The 16,409-nt window shown below is 61.0% G+C and carries 11 protein-coding genes and 1 riboswitch; of the genes, 6 read left to right on the forward strand and 5 right to left on the reverse strand.

The genetic code is table 11. The features are described 5' to 3' along the window. Positions 1 to 27: 27 nt before the first annotated feature. Entirely contained in the window at positions 28 to 2,169 is a 2,142-nt protein-coding gene (locus HU755_RS23180; RefSeq protein WP_186636878.1) for a methyl-accepting chemotaxis protein, read from the reverse strand. A 259-nt stretch (positions 2,170 to 2,428) separates the two neighbouring features. Here HU755_RS23180 and HU755_RS23185 point away from each other — a divergent pair, with 259 nt between their 5' ends. Beyond that, entirely contained in the window at positions 2,429 to 3,247 is an 819-nt protein-coding gene (locus HU755_RS23185; RefSeq protein WP_186551195.1) for a M48 family metallopeptidase, read from the forward strand. Positions 3,248 to 3,376: 129 nt separating this feature from the next. Here the strand turns inward: HU755_RS23185 and HU755_RS23190 are convergent, their stop codons facing one another. The 3 genes from HU755_RS23190 to HU755_RS23200 form a co-directional block, all read right to left on the reverse strand. Next, the gene (locus HU755_RS23190) at positions 3,377 to 3,961 is read right to left on the reverse strand and encodes a TMEM165/GDT1 family protein (protein WP_186636881.1); all 585 of its coding nucleotides are present in this window, start codon (positions 3,959 to 3,961) and stop codon (positions 3,377 to 3,379) included. Positions 3,962 to 4,050: 89 nt separating this feature from the next. Then, a riboswitch (yybP-ykoY riboswitch) is annotated at positions 4,051 to 4,173 on the reverse strand. A gap of 51 nt (positions 4,174 to 4,224) precedes the next feature. After that, a complete protein-coding gene (locus HU755_RS23195; protein ID WP_186636884.1) occupies positions 4,225 to 5,223 on the reverse strand; it encodes a class I SAM-dependent methyltransferase in 999 nt (332 codons plus the stop codon). Between the two features lie 33 nt (positions 5,224 to 5,256). Beyond that, positions 5,257 to 6,222, reverse strand: coding sequence for a 2-hydroxyacid dehydrogenase (locus tag HU755_RS23200; RefSeq protein WP_186636886.1), 966 nt, complete (start codon positions 6,220 to 6,222; stop codon positions 5,257 to 5,259). A gap of 243 nt (positions 6,223 to 6,465) precedes the next feature. Between HU755_RS23200 and HU755_RS23205 the strand changes: the two genes are divergently transcribed. The 5 genes from HU755_RS23205 to HU755_RS23225 all read left to right on the forward strand — a co-directional run bounded on the left by HU755_RS23205 (position 6,466) and on the right by HU755_RS23225 (position 15,602). Next, positions 6,466 to 7,095: a LysE family translocator gene (locus HU755_RS23205; protein ID WP_186619797.1), complete on the forward strand. Its 630-nt coding sequence runs from the start codon at positions 6,466 to 6,468 to the stop codon at positions 7,093 to 7,095. 264 nt (positions 7,096 to 7,359) lie between these two features. Next, on the forward strand, positions 7,360 to 9,042 hold the full coding sequence (locus HU755_RS23210; RefSeq protein ID WP_186619798.1) for a fatty acid--CoA ligase: 1,683 nt from the start codon (positions 7,360 to 7,362) through the stop codon (positions 9,040 to 9,042). A gap of 337 nt (positions 9,043 to 9,379) precedes the next feature. Further along, entirely contained in the window at positions 9,380 to 11,269 is a 1,890-nt protein-coding gene (locus HU755_RS23215) for a DUF1302 domain-containing protein (RefSeq protein ID WP_186619799.1), read from the forward strand. Positions 11,270 to 11,296: 27 nt separating this feature from the next. Continuing rightward, on the forward strand, positions 11,297 to 12,661 hold the full coding sequence (locus HU755_RS23220) for a DUF1329 domain-containing protein (RefSeq protein ID WP_186619800.1): 1,365 nt from the start codon (positions 11,297 to 11,299) through the stop codon (positions 12,659 to 12,661). Between the two features lie 205 nt (positions 12,662 to 12,866). After that, positions 12,867 to 15,602, forward strand: coding sequence for a LuxR C-terminal-related transcriptional regulator (locus HU755_RS23225; RefSeq protein WP_186636888.1), 2,736 nt, complete (start codon positions 12,867 to 12,869; stop codon positions 15,600 to 15,602). Positions 15,603 to 15,827: 225 nt separating this feature from the next. Here the strand turns inward: HU755_RS23225 and HU755_RS23230 are convergent. Further along, positions 15,828 to 16,409, reverse strand: a 582-nt coding sequence (locus HU755_RS23230; protein ID WP_186636890.1) for a type I secretion C-terminal target domain-containing protein, incomplete at its 5' end; no start/stop codon positions are given.

The raw sequence follows: 16,409 nt of genomic DNA on the forward strand, positions 1-16,409 counted from the left end.
TAAGGTTCGAAGAACCTTCCGGCGTCTTTAGACCTTGAACTGATTGATCAACCGCCGCTGCTGCTCGGCCAGCTTGGTCAGACTCGCGCTCGCCGAACTCGACTCATCCGCGCCGCCGGCCACTTCGTTCGCCACCTGGCCGATATTGATTACATTGCGGTTGATGTCATCGGCCACCGCGCTTTGTTCCTCGGCCGCACTGGCAATTTGCGTGTTCATGTCGTTGATCACCGACACGGCCTGGGTAATTGTCTCCAGCGCCTCGGCCGCTTTCGCCGCGTGTTGCACGCTTTCGTCGGTGCGGTTCTGGCTGTCCTCCATGACCCGCACCACATCGCGGGTGCCTTGCTGCAACTGCTGGATCATCGCCTGAATTTCTTCAGTGGCTTTTTGGGTCTTCTGCGCCAGATTGCGCACTTCATCCGCAACCACGGCAAAACCGCGCCCCTGTTCACCGGCCCGCGCCGCTTCGATCGCGGCGTTCAGTGCCAGCAGGTTGGTCTGTTCAGCGATCCCGCGAATCGCCGTGAGGATCGCGTTGATGTTTTCGCTGTCCTTGGCCAGGGTTTGCACCACATCGACCGCCTTGCCGATTTCCACGGCGAGCACGCCGATCGAGTCAGAGGTGTCGCGGACGATCTGCATGCCTTGGCTGGCGGCCTGATCGGCATGGCTGGCCGCTTGCGCCGCTTGCGTGGCATTGCGCGCCACGTCCTGGGCGGTGGCGGTCATTTCCTGCACCGCTGTCGCCACTTGATCGATCTCGGCCAGTTGTTTTTGCACGCCGATGTTGGTGCGAATCGCAATGTCGGCCGTGTGTTCCGAGGAATCACTGACGCTCTGCACCGAGGTCACCACTTGCGTGATCATCGCCTGCAACTTGGCTAGGAAGGTATTGAAGCCTTTGGCAATCGAGCCCAGTTCATCACTGCGATCGCTGCTCAAGCGGCGGGTCAGATCGCCTTCGCCCTGAGCGATATCGTCGAGCATGGCGACCATCTGCTTGAGGGGCCGCGCGATGCCGTGGCCCACCAGCCAGATCACCAGCAGACCGACAGCCGCGATGATCAAGCCGACCATGGCCATGCCGAAAGTGTCGGATTTGCGTTGGGCATCGAGTTCGGCCTGCAGGTTTTGCAGATCAGCCATGACCGCGTTGAGCGGCAGTTGCAGCATCAGCGTCCAGCGTGCATCGGTCTGGCCGATGCCGAACGGCAGGTACAGCTCGATGCGGCCCTTGTCGGTGTTGACCGAGTAGGTGACTTCGCCACGCTTGAGACTGGCCATGTTGGCGGTCTGTTCGGCGTCGAGGATGTCGCTGACTTTTTCGCCGAATTTGTTCGAGTCTCTGGTGTAGGCAACGATGCGGCCATTGCCGCCGATCAGCGCCATTTCACCCGCGCCGCTGTAGAGTTTCTGGTTGGCGGCGAGGAGCATGTCCTGAATGAAGTTCACCGACAGGTCAGCGCCAACGATGCCCTGGAAGGCGCCGTTGACCATGATCGGTTCGATAAAAGAGGCGAGCATGACGATCTTGTCGCCGACCTTGTAGGGCGCCGGATCGATCACACAGGGTTTTTTCGTTTCTTTCGAGCACAGGTAGTACTCGCTGGCGCGCACGCCGGTGGACAGGGTTTTTTGATCGTCGACATCGGCCAGTTTATCCACGCCGAGGGTGCCGTCGGTGTTGCGGAACCACCATGGCAGGAAGCGTCCGTTGGCCGGATCGATGCCGACCACGGCGCTGCCGATGTAGGCCGCATCATTGTGGTCCAGTGCGTTTTTTTCCCAGCCAATGTAGGTGCCGAGAATCTTCGGGTTCTTCTCGACGTTTTCCTTGATCAGGCTGATCAGTTGCTCACGGCTGATGCTCAGGCGCGGTTGGCCATCGGCACCCGCCGTGCCGAGCAGGGCGTTGACCCGCACCAGGCCACCGGCAATCAGCAACGGCGCTTCGAGTTCGCGCTGGATCTGGCTGACCTGGGTCTGCGCCAGCGAGGTCAGGCGCTGCTCGATGACTTGCTCGAACTGCGCCTGGGTGCGCTGTTGCACCATCTCTTGCGTGCGTGCGCCGGCAAACAGCGCATACAGCACCAGCGCCGCGACCACGCTGAGGACGATGGCGCCGGCCAGGGCGGCGACGGAAAACTGGATCGACTTGAACTTCATGGGAACTCCGCACGCAAGAGGACAATCTGCGAGGGATTTATCGGCGGTGCCGGCAGGGCCATGAGCGGCGTTGGTCGGAATGAGCGGCCGGACGTCGCAAATGGATCGGTACGCGACGCAGTGGTTGTGTCGGGGCTATGCAGCTTTTCCGGCAGGCTTGGCGGGAAACGTCTGAAAGTCGCTGCAACACGTCTGTTGTCTCTGGCGCCGATACCATTACCCGCCTAGGATACGCGACAGGTTTTCAGGGAGCTTTTGAATGAACAAGACATTGGTTGTAAGTGCACTGAGCGCAGCGCTGCTGCTGGCCGGGTGTCAGTCGGTCAACACCACCAGCGGCGGCGCCGTCGGGGTGGAGCGCAAGCAATACATGTTCAGCATGCTGTCCTCGCAAGAGGTCGACCAGATGTACGCGCAGTCCTATCAGAAGACCATCGGCGAGGCGTCGAGCAAAGGCGTGCTGGACAAGAGCAGCCCCGAAGCCAAACGGGTGCAGGCCATTGCCAACCGTCTGATCGCCCAGGCGCCGAACTTCCGTCCGGATGCAGCGCAGTGGCAATGGGAAGTCAATCTGATCAAGAGCGATGAGCTCAACGCCAACTGTGGTCCCGGCGGCAAGATCATTTTCTACACCGGGCTGATCGACAGCCTGAAACTCACCGACGATGAAATCGCCGCGATCATGGGCCATGAAATTGCCCACGCGTTGCGCGAGCACGGACGCGAAGCGATGTCCAAGGCCTACGGCATCGAGATGGCCAAGCAGGGTGCTGGTGCATTGTTCGGTCTGGGTCAGGACAGTCTGGCGCTGGCCGACACCGTGGCCAACTACGGCATGACCCTGCCCAACAGCCGCGCCAACGAAAACGAAGCCGACCTGATCGGTCTGGAGCTGGCCGCTCGCGCCGGCTACAACCCGAACGCGGCGATTACGTTGTGGAACAAGATGAGCAAGGCTTCCGAGGGTTCGCCACCGGAATTCATGAGCACTCACCCGGCTTCCACCAGCCGGATTGCCTCGCTGCAGGCGGCGATTCCGAAAGTCATGCCGCTGTACGAAAAAGCCCCTAAATCCTGATCAGCTTGAGGATGATCGTTCCCACGCTCCGCGTGGGAATGCATCAAGGGACGCTCCGCGTTCCAATGGGACGCAGAGCGTCCCCGGCTGCGTTCCCACGCAGAGCGTGGGAACGATCCTCTCTCAGGGTTAAACCCAGCCGCTGCTCTGCATCGCTTTATAAACCGCAACAATCGCCAGAATCATGAACGCCGAAGCCGCCAGGCGACGGATCAGGGTCAGCGGCAACTTGTCCGCGGCAAAGTTACCCGCCAGTACCACCGGCACGTTGGCAATCAGCATGCCCACGGTCGTGCCGATAATCACCAGCCACAGTTCCGGGTATTGCGCGGCCAGCATCACCGTGGCGATCTGGGTCTTGTCACCGATTTCAGCGAGGAAGAAGGCAATCAGTGTGGTCAGGAACGGCCCGAACTTGCGCGCGGTGCTGGCTTCGTCGTCATCCAGTTTGTCCGGGACCAGTGTCCACAGCGCAGTGGCGGCGAAGCTCGCGGCGAGAATCCAGTGCAGCACGGCATCGGAAAAGAAACTGCCGAACCAGGCTCCTACCGCACCGGCTGCTGCGTGGTTGGCCAGGGTCGCGGCGACAATCCCGGCAATGATCGGCCAGGGTTTGCGAAAGCGAGCGGCGAGAATCAGCGCGAGCAGTTGCGTCTTGTCGCCGATTTCGGCCAAGGCAACGATAGCGGTGGGAACGAGTAACGAGTCCAGCATCAGGGATTTCCTAAGGGGCGGGTCGACACGGCTATGACACGTACAGCCTTCCCGCCCCGGGTAAGGTGTGCGTGTCATAGGTCTTGTCAAACCCTGCGATCCGTCTGTTGCGGACGCTGGGGTCGCATACGCCATGATCTGAGGATCAAGTATGTTGACGTATGCCGGACGAGCTTGGCGCTCGTGGGAGACTACTCCCCTAGGACGGAGCGGATTCTGCCTAGGCAAATCCGATTGGGCAAGCGACTTTTTTCAGCGAGGCTTCAACCGCGCTTGGCCCGGTAAATCCGGAAACCATTGCCTTCAGCCTTGATCGCACAAACGCCCAGATGCTCTTCGATCAACGGCTGATACTTCAGGAAGCTGTTCGCCACTAGTCGGAGTTCGCCGCCGTTTTTCAGATGTTTGGCCGCTTTTCGCAACAAGTTCTCTGTCGCGAAATAATCGGTGTGCACGCCGACATGGAACGGCGGGTTGCTCAGAATTGCACTCAAACCCATTGGCGCGGCGTCGATACCATCGCCGGTCAGCACCTCGGCTTCCAGGCCATTGGCGGCCAAGGTCAGGCGGCTGCTGGCGGCGGCGAACGCGTCGACATCCAGCAATGTCACCTGATTGTGCGGGTAGCGGCGTTTGACCGCCGCGCCCAGCACGCCGGCGCCACAACCGAAGTCGAGCAGATGGCCGCTCGGCAGTTTGTCCAGATGATCGAGCAACAGCGCGCTGCCGCGATCGAGCCGACCATGGCTGAACACGCCCGGCAGGCTGATGACTTTCAACGGGCCTTCAGCCAGCGGCAGTTCGTAGGTCTGCGCCAAACTTTCCAGCGACTTGGCTTGCGGCGCGTTGGCTACGGTCACTTGCCAGAGCTGGCAATGGCGCGCGCTGTCGAGTTTGCGCGGCTTGCCGAACGGGTTGAGTTGCTTGGAGGCGCCTTCGATGCCGCTGCGCTTCTCCCCGACCAAGAACACTTCACGCCCGGCCAGACGCGACGCCACGGCGTTGAGGATGTAATCGGTCAGGTCTTTAGACTTGGGCAGGAACACCACGGCGCTGTCGAACTCACGCTCCGGCACGTTCACGCCGAACTGGCTGCGCCCTTCGAAGCGGGCTTCCAGCGCGGCTTGATCGCCCGCGTGCCAGCACCAGCCAAACGCGTTGGGCAGGCGCCCGAGCAGATCGTCGGCGGGCAGCCCGGCCAGTAACAACGAACCCTGGAATAACTCGGCCTGACGAAGCAGTACTTCACTGCGCGGATCCATAACTGCTCCTCGAAAAAAAAGTGCCGCAGTTTATCAACTGACGACCCGCAGCGCCTCACCGCTGAAGAACGCCCGGGCGTTTTCGCTCAGTTGCCCGACGATACGTTGCCGCGCCTCGCGACTGCCCCAGGCGTTATGCGGAGTGACGATCAGGCGCGGGATGTCGGCGGCGAGCAGCGGATTGCCGTGGCTCGGCGGTTCAACGCTGAGCACGTCCGTCGCTGCACCGCCGAGGTGGCCGCTGCGCAAAGCGTCGGCCAGCGCCTGTTCATCGATCAAGCCACCCCGTGCGGTGTTGACCACGAACGCGCCGGGTTTCATCGCGGCCAGCTCGCGGGCACCAATGAAGTGGCGGGTGTGTTCGTTGAGCGGGCAGTGCAGGGTGAGGGCGTCGATCTGCGGCAGCAGTTGATCCAGCGGCAAACGGTCTGCGCGGGCGGGGCGTCCGGGAATCTGCCCGAGCAACACGCGCATGCCGAACGCTTCGGCCAGCCGCGCCACGGCGCCACCGAGTTCGCCGTGCCCGAGCAGGCCGAGGGTTTTGCCCTGCAGTTCAACGATTGGGTAGTCGAGCAGGCAGAACTGCTTGGCCTGCTGCCAGCGGCCTTCCGCGACGGCTTTTTGGTAATCGGCCAGACGTGTGGCGAGGTTGAGCAGCAGCATGATCGTGTGTTGCGCAACGGACGGCGTACCGTAACCCTGACAATTGCACACAGTGATGCCGTGGGCGCGGGCGGCGCTCAGGTCGACGTTGTTGGTGCCGGTGGCGCTGATCAGGATCAGTTGCAACTGCGGATTCGCGGCCATGGCGGCGGCGTCGATCACGACTTTATTGGTGATTGCCACGCTGGCGCCTTGCAGCCGTTCGCTGACTTTGTCGGGCAAGGTCTGGGCGAACAGTTGCAGATCGCTGAAGCATTCGCGCAACGGACCGAGGTCCAGATCGCCGAGGTCCAGCGAAGGGTGATCAAGAAATACCGCGCGGCGCGAGTTCGTCATCAACTGTACCTTTTGTGCTGTGAGCGGAGGGCGTACTCTGCCGAGCCTACCAGATGAAACAATTGGTTACTCAACACCCGATGCAACTCTGCATCCCTGTGGGAGCGGGCTTGCTCGCGAATGCATTGTCACATTCAGCCGGTGTGCTGACTGCCACACCGCTTTCGCGAGCAAGCCCGCTCCCACAGGAGTTGCGCTTGCACCGTGGCTACGGTTTGACCGATCAATCCCAAAGGAGCCCCCATGTACTGGACCGAATTCCTGACCGTTGCCCTGATCCACTTGCTGGCCGTCGCCAGCCCCGGCCCGGACTTTGCCGTGGTGGTGCGCGAAAGCGTGACCCACGGGCGTCGCGCCGGCACCTGGACGGCGCTGGGGGTGGGCACGGCGATTTTTCTGCATGTCGGCTATTCGCTGTTGGGCATTGGCCTGATCGTGTCGCAGTCGATCGTGCTGTTCAACGCGTTGAAGTGGGCGGCGGCTGCGTATCTGCTGTACATCGGCTTCAAGGCCTTGCGCGCGCAACCGGCCAAAGCCGTTGCCGATGATCTGCACCAGGAGGCCGGCGTCCGCACGGCGCGTGGCGCGTTTACCTCCGGCTTCGTCACCAACGGCCTGAACCCGAAAGCCACACTGTTTTTCCTGTCGCTGTTCACCGTGGTGATCAACCCGCACACGCCACTGGCCGTGCAGGCCGGTTATGGAGTTTACCTGGCGGTGGCAACGGCATTCTGGTTTTGCCTGGTGGCGCTGCTGTTCAGCCAGCAACGCGTGCGCGCCGGGTTCGCGCGCATGGGCCACTGGTTCGACCGCACCATGGGCGCTGTGCTGATTGCTCTCGGCGTGAAAATCGCGTTTACCGAGATGCATTGAGGACTGGCTGCGATCAAAACTGTGGGAGCGAGCCTGCTCGCGAAAGCGGTGTATCAGTCGGCGAAGATGTTGACTGATCCATTGCATTCGCGAGCAGGCTCGCTCCCACAGGTCTTGTCTCTTCCCGGTCGGCCCCCGATGCTGGCGCAAAGCTAGCATTTGTTCGGCTCTGCAAATCATTCCTTTGGCTGATTTGACGGTAACGCAGGCGCACTAGAGTAAGAATCTCTCCGCCAACACCGTGCAGTCAGAAAAGGGATTCCTATGTTGCAGACTCGCGTCATTCCTCCGGCCGATGGGGCCTACCAGTATCCATTGCTGATCAAGCGGCTGCTGATGTCTGGCGCCCGTTATGAGAAAACCCGCGAGATCGTCTACCGTGACCAGTTGCGCTACAGCTACCCGACGCTGATCGAGCGCGTCGCTCGGCTGGCCAACGTGCTGACCGCTGCCGGTGTGAAGGCCGGTGACACGGTGGCGGTGATGGACTGGGACAGCCATCGTTATCTGGAGTGCATGTTCGCCATCCCGATGATCGGTGCGGTGATTCATACGATCAACGTGCGCCTGTCGCCCGAGCAGATTCTCTACACGATGAATCATGCCGAGGACCGCTTTGTGCTGGTCAACAGCGAGTTCGCCGGGCTGTATCAAGCCATTGCGCCGCACCTGACCACGGTCGAGAAAACCTTGCTGCTGACCGATCTGCCGGAGAAAACCGCTGACTTGCCGAACCTGGTTGGCGAGTACGAACAGCTACTGGCCGCGGCGAGCCCGCAGTATGACTTCGAGGATTTCGACGAAAACTCGGTCGCCACGACGTTCTACACCACAGGCACGACCGGTAACCCGAAAGGCGTTTATTTCACCCACCGGCAACTGGTGCTGCACACGATTGGCGTGGCGACGATCATGGGTTCGATCGACAGCGTGCGCCTGCTTGGCACCAACGATGTGTACATGCCGATCACGCCGATGTTTCACGTCCACGCCTGGGGTTTGCCGTACGTGGCGACGATGCTCGGCCTGAAACAAGTGTATCCGGGGCGCTACGACCCGGAATATCTGGTGGCGCTGTGGCGCAAGGAGAAGGTCACGTTTTCCCACTGTGTGCCGACCATCCTGCAAATGCTGCTCAACGCCAAAGCCGCGCAAGACACCGATTTCGCCGGCTGGAAAATCGTCATTGGCGGCAGCGCGCTCAACCGCTCCCTGTATGAAAACGCCAAGGCCCGTGGCATTCAGCTGACGGCGGCCTATGGCATGTCGGAAACCGGGCCGTTGGTGTCCTGCGCCCATCTGAATGACGAGTTGATGGCCGGCAGCGAGGACGAACGCACCACCTACCGGATCAAGGCCGGCGTGCCGGGGCCGCTGGTGGAAGCAGCGATCGTCGACAGCGAGGGCAACTTTCTCCCGGCCGATGGCGAGACTCAAGGCGAACTGGTGCTGCGTGCGCCCTGGCTCACCGAAGGCTATTTCAACGAACCGCAGAAGGGCGCCGAACTCTGGTCCGGCGGCTGGCTGCACACCGGTGATGTGGCGACGCTCGACAGCATGGGCGTGATCGACATCCGCGACCGGATCAAGGACGTGATCAAGACCGGCGGCGAATGGATCTCCTCGCTGGACCTTGAAGACCTGATCAGCCGACATGCGGCGGTACGTGAAGTAGCAGTGGTGGGGATTGCCGATCCGCAGTGGGGCGAGCGGCCGTTTGCCTTGCTGGTGGTCCGTGAAGGCCATGTGATCGGTGCGCGGGAACTCAAGGAACACCTCAAGCCGTTCGTCGAGCTGGGGCACTTGAGCAAGTGGGCGATTCCGAGTCAGATCGCCCTTGTTACCGAAATTCCCAAGACCAGTGTCGGCAAGCTCGACAAGAAGCGCATCCGCCTCGACATCACCGAATGGCAGGCCAACAACAGCACCTTTCTGTCGACCCTCTGAGCATCTGCTGGCGCGCTGAAACCGGCGCGCCAGACCTCCCGAGCAAGCGCTTGGCTTGTGAAATCGAAAAAATCAGCCATCCTTGCCCTGCCGACCTGTGTCGGACTGGCGAAAGGACTGTTCCAGAGTGGTTGGCTGCTGCAAATCACACTTTAGAGGGATCAAGCAGTACCCCCTGCTGGCTATAGTCCGCTCAAGGACTTTTTAAGAACGGAGCACACGCACTGATTGGGGCGAGCAACTCTGGAGGTATTACGGGCAGCCCTGGCGCCCGGCCCTTCACAGCGTTTTTAAAAGTACTCACTGCCATAACAATAATGCACATGGAGTAGCGTCGATGACCTCAGTAAACCAGTTCTGGCGCCGGGCGAAACTGCCTCTGGCGGTCAGTCTTGCCTCCTCGCTCGCCGGGCCTGCATTCGGCGTCAGCTTCAACGTCGGTGAAATCGAAGGCCAGTTCGACTCGTCCCTGTCGATCGGTGCCAGTTGGTCTACTCAGAGCCCGAACAAGAACCTTATCGGCGTCAACAACGGCGGCCATGGCCTGTCGCAGACCTCCGATGACGGTCACGCCAACTTCAAGAGCGGCGAAACCTTTTCGAAGATCTTCAAGGGCATCCATGACCTTGAACTGAAATACGGCGACACCGGCGTGTTCGTCCGTGGCAAATACTGGTACGACTTCGAACTCAAGGACGAAAGCCGTCAGTTCAAGGACATCAGCGACAGCAACCGCAAGGAAGGCGCCAAGTCCTCCGGCGGGCAGATTCTCGACGCCTTCGTCTACCACAATTACTCGATTGCCGATCAGCCGGGCTCCGTGCGTCTGGGCAAGCAAGTGGTGAGCTGGGGTGAAAGTACCTTCATTGGCGGTGGCATCAACTCGATCAACCCGATCGACGTCTCCGCGTTCCGTCGTCCTGGCGCCGAGATCAAGGAAGGCCTGATTCCGGTCAACATGTTCTACGTCTCGCAGAGCCTGACCGACAACCTCTCGGCCGAAGCGTTCTACCAGCTGGAATGGGACCAGACTGTCGTCGACAACTGCGGCACGTTCTTCTCGCAGCCAGACATCATTGCCGACGGTTGCGACAACAACCTGCGCGTGTTGAACAAACGTTCGCAGATTCCGGCCATTGCCCTTGGGCCGTTGGCGGGCGCCGGCGTCGATGTCAACCAGGAAGGCGTGCTGGTGCGTCGCGGTCCGGACCGCGATGCCCGCGACAGCGGCCAGTACGGCGTGTCGTTCAAGTACATGTACGAACCGCTGGACACCGAGTTCGGCGCCTACTTCATGAACTACCACAGCCGTGCGCCGATCTTCAGCGCAACCGGTGCGCCGCAGTCGGTCTACAACACCGCTGCCTCGCTGCCAGGGCCTTTCGCCGCACTCGCGCCATTGCTGGTGGCGGGCAACTCGCAGTACTTCGTTGAATACCCTGAAGACATCCGCCTCTACGGTTTGAGCTTCTCCACCACCCTGCCTACCGGTACGGCATGGAGCGGTGAGATCAGCTACCGTCCGAATGCGCCGGTGCAACTGAACTCCACCGACATCCTGTTCGCCGGTGTGCGCCCACTGGGCGGCGCGCTGACCAACGCTTCGCTGCTCACGGGCGTGCCGGGTCAGGATCTGCACGGCTACGAGCGCAAGGAAATCACCCAGCTGCAAACGACCTTCACGCACTTCTTCGATCAGGTCATGGGCGCCAGTCGTCTGACCCTCGTCGGCGAAGTCGGCGCGACGTACGTCGGCGGGCTGGAAAGCCGCTCCGAGAAGCGTTATGGCCGCGATCCGGTCTACGGCCCGGGTGAGTTGCCGGCCACTGGCACCGCCAACACCTGCGCCAACATCCTCAACGCCAGCACCATCAACGGCGCAGGTCCCGGTTCGCCACAGAACAACCGCAGCCGCAATTGCGACAACGACGGCTTCACCACTTCGATGTCCTGGGGTTATCGCGGTCGGGCCATCTGGGATTACAACGACGTGTTCGCCGGCGTGAACCTCAGACCCAACGTGGCCTGGTCCCATGACGTCAGCGGTTACTCGCCGGGCCCTGGCGGCAACTTCGAGGAAGGTCGCAAGGCGGTCAGCCTCGGCGTCGATGCCGAATACCAGAACACCTACACCGCCAGCCTGGCCTACACCAACTTCTTTGACGGCAAGTACACCACCGTGGATGACCGCGACTTCGTGGCGCTCAGCTTCGGCGTGAACTTCTAAGCACTGCTTTTCAGGACGAACACACATATGAAAATAACAAAGAGTCTGTTCCACGCCGGTGTACTGGGCCTGTCGCTGCTGGCGACCGGCGTCATGGCCGCGGTGCCTGCTGCCGAAGCCGACAAGCTGGGCAAAAGCCTGACCCCGATGGGCGCGGAAATGGCCGGCAACGCTGACGGTTCGATTCCGGCCTGGAAACCGATGGCGAAGAACGCCGGCAGCGTCGACAGCAAGGGCTTCCTGTCCAACCCTTACGCCAGTGAGCAACCGCTGTTCACCATCACCGCCAAGGACGTCGACAAGTACAAAGACAAACTTGCCCCGGGTCAGTACGCGATGTTCAAGCGCTACCCGGAAACCTTCAAGATGCCGGTCTATCCGTCCCATCGCGGTGCCACCGTGCCGGATGCGGTGTTCGCCGCCATCAAGAAAAACGCCACGACCACCAATCTGGTGTCTGGCGGCAACGGTCTGGAAAACTTCGATACCGCTGTGCCGTTCCCGATTCCGAAAACCGGTGTGGAAGTGATCTGGAACCACATCACCCGCTATCGCGGTGGCAGCGTGACCCGTCTGGTTACCCAGGCCACGCCACAGCCGAACGGCTCTTACAGCCTGGTGTACTTCCAGGATCAGTTCGTGTTCCGCGACAAGATGAAGGACTACGATCCGGCGAACCCGGGCAACATCCTGTTCTACTTCAAGCAGAAAGTGACCGCACCGGCGCGTCTGGCCGGTGGTGTGCTGCTGGTGCACGAAACCCTCGACCAGGTCAAAGAGCCACGCTCGGCGTGGGTCTACAACGCCGGTCAGCGCCGTGTGCGCCGCGCACCGCAAGTGTCGTATGACGGCCCGGGTACTGCTGCCGACGGCCTGCGTACCTCGGACAACCTCGACATGTACAACGGTGCGCCGGATCGTTACGACTGGAAACTCGTAGGCAAGAAAGAGATGTACATCGCCTCCGACAGCTACAAGCTCGACGATCCGAAACTGAAATACGCCGACATCATCAAGGCCGGCCACATCAATCAGGATCTCGCGCGTTACGAGCTGCGCCGCGTCTGGCACGTGACGGCGACGCTGAAGGAAGGTCAGCGCCACATCTACGCCAAGCGTGATTTCTACATCGACGAAGACACCTGGCAAGCGGCTGTGATCGACCACTACGACGGTCGTGGTCAACTGTGGCGCGTGGCCGAGGCGCATGCCGAGAACTACTACGACAAGCAAGTGCCGTGGTACGCCCTCGAAACACTCTATGACTTGCAGTCAGGCCGCTATCTGGCACTGGGCATGAAGAACGAAGAGAAGAGTGCGTATGACTTTGGCTTCACCGCCACCACCGGCGATTTCACCCCGGCCGCTCTGCGTCAGGACGGTGTTCGCTAAACCGCGATAAACCCGAGGCCGCACCCTCGCGAAACGCCCCGACTGGTTCGGGGCGTTTTTTTGCGTGCGGTTTTGCGCTGACCTGTGCACATCGCTTGTAGCCTTTTTGTAGCCATTTGTAGCAGCGACCTTCATTCCCTCTGCGTTTAAGGCTAGTCTGCGGACATCTGCAACGCCGCCAATAGCATTCAAACAAGAGCCGGCCATGACTGATCTGTCCCCGCTTCCGGGTCCTGCAAGCATTACCGTCGCCGCACTGGACGGGCGTTTTTTTCGCCCGCCACTGCCTGACGGCTATGTGCTGCGGCCGCGTCTGTGCGAACGCCTTCAAGCCGGGCTCGGTGGTCGGCTGTTGCTGGTCAGCGCCCCGGCCGGGTTCGGCAAGAGTTCGCTGGCGGTGGAGTTCTGTCAGAGCCTTCCGGCGCAATGGCAAAGCCTCTGGCTGGGCCTGAGTCCGCGTGACAGCGATCCCGGGCGTTTTCTCGAACGCTTGCTCGAAGGTCTCCAAGACTATTTTCCAGCCCTGGGCGCCGGCGCCCTCGGCCTGTTGAAAATGCGTCAGCGCCATCAGCCGTTTGCTTTCGAAGAGTGGCTGGACGGTCTGCTGGATGAATTGGCGCTGCAGCTCGATCCGGCCGCGCCGTTGCTGCTGGTGCTCGACGATTACCACCTTGCCCAGGGGCCGGTGCTGGATCGTTGCCTGCAATTTTTCCTCAATCATTTGCCCGATGGCTTGTTGGTCATGGTCACCAGCCGGCAGCGCCCGGACTGGCATCTGGCGCGTTTGCGCCTGTCGCGCCAGCTGCTCGAACTGCACGAACAGGATTTACGCCTGACCCACGACGAAGCCCTGACCTTGCTTGACCGCCACAGCAGCTCACTGCGCGGTGAAGCATTGGAGAACCTGATCCAGCGCAGCGAAGGCTGGGTCGCCGGGCTGCGCTTCTGGTTGCTGGCGGTGTCCGAGGCGGGCAACGATGCCGCGCTGCCGCAAGCGCTGAATGGCGGGGAAGGGCTGATACGCGATTATCTGCTCGAGGAAGTCATCGATTGCCTGCCCGCCGAAGTGCAATCGTTTCTCTACGAAACGGCACCGCAGGAACGCTTTTGCAGCGAACTCTGTGACGCTGTTCGCGAAGCTCATGACAGCGCCGAGATTCTGCGTTTTCTGCTCGCCCACCAGGTATTTCTGGTGCCGCTGGACGAGCACGGTCACTGGTATCGCTACCATCATCTGTTCTCGGATCTGTTGCGCAGCCGGCCGATCGCGCAGGCGATGGTGCCTACCGCCACTCTGCATTTGCGTGCCTGTCGCTGGTTCAACGCGCAGGGTTTGCTTGACGAAGCCGTGGAGCAGGCACTGCGCGCCGGGCACCTCGATGTGGCGGCGAATCTGGTGCAGAACCTGTCCGAGGAGCAACTGCTCGCCGAGCAGAACGTCGGCATGCTGCTGCGCTGGAAAATGGACTTGCCCGACAGCCTGTTGATCAGCACGCCACGGCTGATCGTGCTCTACAGCTGGGCGCTGGGGCTGGCTTGTCAGCTCGATGCTGCCGAAGAGTTGTCCGGCCACTTGAGCCGCTTCCTGCCGGCGCCTTCGGCCACGGCGCAGAAATCGATGCTGGCGCAATGGCTGGCGCTGAGCGGGATCATTGCTCGCGGGCGCGGCCATCGCGAGCTGACGCTGCGCTATTGCACTGAAGCGCTGGAGAGCCTGCCGGCCAAGCGTTATGGCCAACGGCTGATGTGTTTGTCGACGTTATCCAATCTGGCGATCGCCGACGGTGATCTGTGGCGCGCCCGGGGACTCAATCGCGAGTCTCTTGAACTGGCACAGCGGGTCGGCAATCCGTTGTTCGAGGCGCTGGCGCATTACGACCGTGCGCGGGTTTTGCAGTCGCGTGGCGAGATTCTGCGCGCACTGGATGAAGTGCAGCAGGGCCTGGAGCGCCTTCGCGGTTTGTCGCCGCAACGCTTGTACGCCGTGCGAGCGCGGCTAACGTTGTACGAAGGCTTTCTGTTGGCGATGCGCTTGCAGCCTCAGGCGGCACGCGTGCGCCTGGTGGCTGGAATCGCTGAGGCGCGCGCCTGTCGCGATATCAGCGTATTGATCGGTCACTGCGTCATCGCTCGCCTCGACGGTGCCAGCGGCGAGTTCGCCAAGGCCTTTGCCGAGCTTGCCGAAGCCGAACGCCTGATGCACATCTGGGACGTACCGCCGATCTACTATCTGGCGATGATCACTCTGGTCAAATGTGAGCTGTGGCTGGCGCAGGGTCGTACTGATCTGGCCGAAGCCTGGCTCGCTCGGCTGGGGCAGACCTATACCGGCGAACGTGCCGCCGCGCCGCCGGAGTTTCATCCACAGCTACCCTTGCATGTGGAACTGCAACAGGCGCTGCTCGATATGATTCGGGGTCAACCCATGCTTGCGGAAGGACGGCTCAATGCACTGCATGAGAACGGTCAGCAAACTGGACGACAGTTGCTCAGTGTAATGGCGCTGACGCAAAAGGTCGCGTTGTTGCTTCAGACAGGGGGGCGCGAGCCGGAAGCACGCAGAGCGTTGGGGCAAGCGCTGGAGGCGGCGGCGGGGGGCGTGCTGCAACCGTTCGATACTTTATATAAGGGGCACGGGGACTGGTTGCGCGGGCAATTGCAGACGTCAGTGTCCTCGTCAGGGCAGCAGTTGCTTGAATATTTTCCGTCTGCCGCAGTGCGTCAAGCCGCAGAATCCGGCGGCACTGAGCCGCTCAGCAGCAGGGAACTCGCGGTGTTACGTTTGATCGCCCAGGGTTGTTCAAATCAGGAAATTAGCGAGCAGTTGTTCATCTCGCTGCATACCGTGAAAACCCACGCGAGCCATATCAACAGCAAATTGGGCGTTGAAAGACGTACTCAGGCGGTGGCGCGAGCGAAGTCGTTGGGGCTTTTGACGTAAATCCTGATGCGATGATTGTGCCGCAGAAAAAGACGCCCCGCATTATCGGGGCGTCTTTTGTTGTGTGTCCAGCATGGACGCAACGGGTGGAAGTCCCGCCGTGGTCTCACCACGGAACCGCCCGGAGCGGGCCCGCATGCCGGGGTGGGGTGGCAGAGGAACGGCCTATGAAGACCGTCCCCTGTGCCGATTTACGGACTGCGCCAGATCAGGCGGCGGCAGGTATCAGGCCACAAGATCGTTAGCAGTGAAGTTGTTCACACCCACTAGCTGGATTTCGAAGTCTGCACCGGCATTGCCGCCGACGTTACCCGAAAGCACTTGATCGACGAAGCGCAATTGGCCCGCGCCGGTGAAGTCGCCTGCACCGATGAAGGTAAAACCGTTGAAGCCGGCAGTCAGCAGGTTAGCATCAAATTTAGTCAAGTCGATCTTGTCGCCTTGTGCGCTGTTGAAGTCGGTAATGACGTCGCGGTTGATGCCCAGCCCCATTTCGTTAACAGCAGCGAAAACAAATGTATCGGCCCCGGCAGCACCAGTCAGTGTGTCGGTCCCTGCTCCGCCATTGAGGACGTTTCTGTCGGCGTTGCCGACCATGATGTTGTCCAGGCTGTTGCCGATCATGGTGAACGCACCGGCACCGGTAACCAGGAAGTTTTCGACATTCTGCAGACTGGCCTGGCTCAGGTCGACGACACTGCCCTGTGCGGTTGCGGCGTAGGTGATGTTGAGGACATCTGCGCCTTCATTGGCGTTTTCCACCAGAAGTGCCAGTTCTCCGGCTTGATCGATGTTGTAGGTATCGTT

Source organism: Pseudomonas sp. SWRI111, assembly GCF_014268555.1.
In the GTDB taxonomy this organism is placed as follows: domain Bacteria; phylum Pseudomonadota; class Gammaproteobacteria; order Pseudomonadales; family Pseudomonadaceae; genus Aquipseudomonas; species Aquipseudomonas hamedanensis.

Excerpts from the sequence above, each read along its gene's own strand:
- HU755_RS23180 (WP_186636878.1), bottom strand. The coding sequence starts at position 2,169 with ATGAAGTTCAAGTCGATCCAGTTTTCCGTCGCCGCCCTGGCCGGCGCC.
- HU755_RS23185 (WP_186551195.1), top strand. The coding sequence starts at position 2,429 with ATGAACAAGACATTGGTTGTAAGTGCACTGAGCGCAGCGCTGCTGCTG.
- HU755_RS23190 (WP_186636881.1), bottom strand. The coding sequence starts at position 3,961 with ATGCTGGACTCGTTACTCGTTCCCACCGCTATCGTTGCCTTGGCCGAA.
- HU755_RS23195 (WP_186636884.1), bottom strand. The coding sequence starts at position 5,223 with ATGGATCCGCGCAGTGAAGTACTGCTTCGTCAGGCCGAGTTATTCCAG.
- HU755_RS23200 (WP_186636886.1), bottom strand. The coding sequence starts at position 6,222 with ATGACGAACTCGCGCCGCGCGGTATTTCTTGATCACCCTTCGCTGGAC.
- HU755_RS23205 (WP_186619797.1), top strand. The coding sequence starts at position 6,466 with ATGTACTGGACCGAATTCCTGACCGTTGCCCTGATCCACTTGCTGGCC.
- HU755_RS23210 (WP_186619798.1), top strand. The coding sequence starts at position 7,360 with ATGTTGCAGACTCGCGTCATTCCTCCGGCCGATGGGGCCTACCAGTAT.
- HU755_RS23215 (WP_186619799.1), top strand. The coding sequence starts at position 9,380 with ATGACCTCAGTAAACCAGTTCTGGCGCCGGGCGAAACTGCCTCTGGCG.
- HU755_RS23220 (WP_186619800.1), top strand. The coding sequence starts at position 11,297 with ATGAAAATAACAAAGAGTCTGTTCCACGCCGGTGTACTGGGCCTGTCG.
- HU755_RS23225 (WP_186636888.1), top strand. The coding sequence starts at position 12,867 with ATGACTGATCTGTCCCCGCTTCCGGGTCCTGCAAGCATTACCGTCGCC.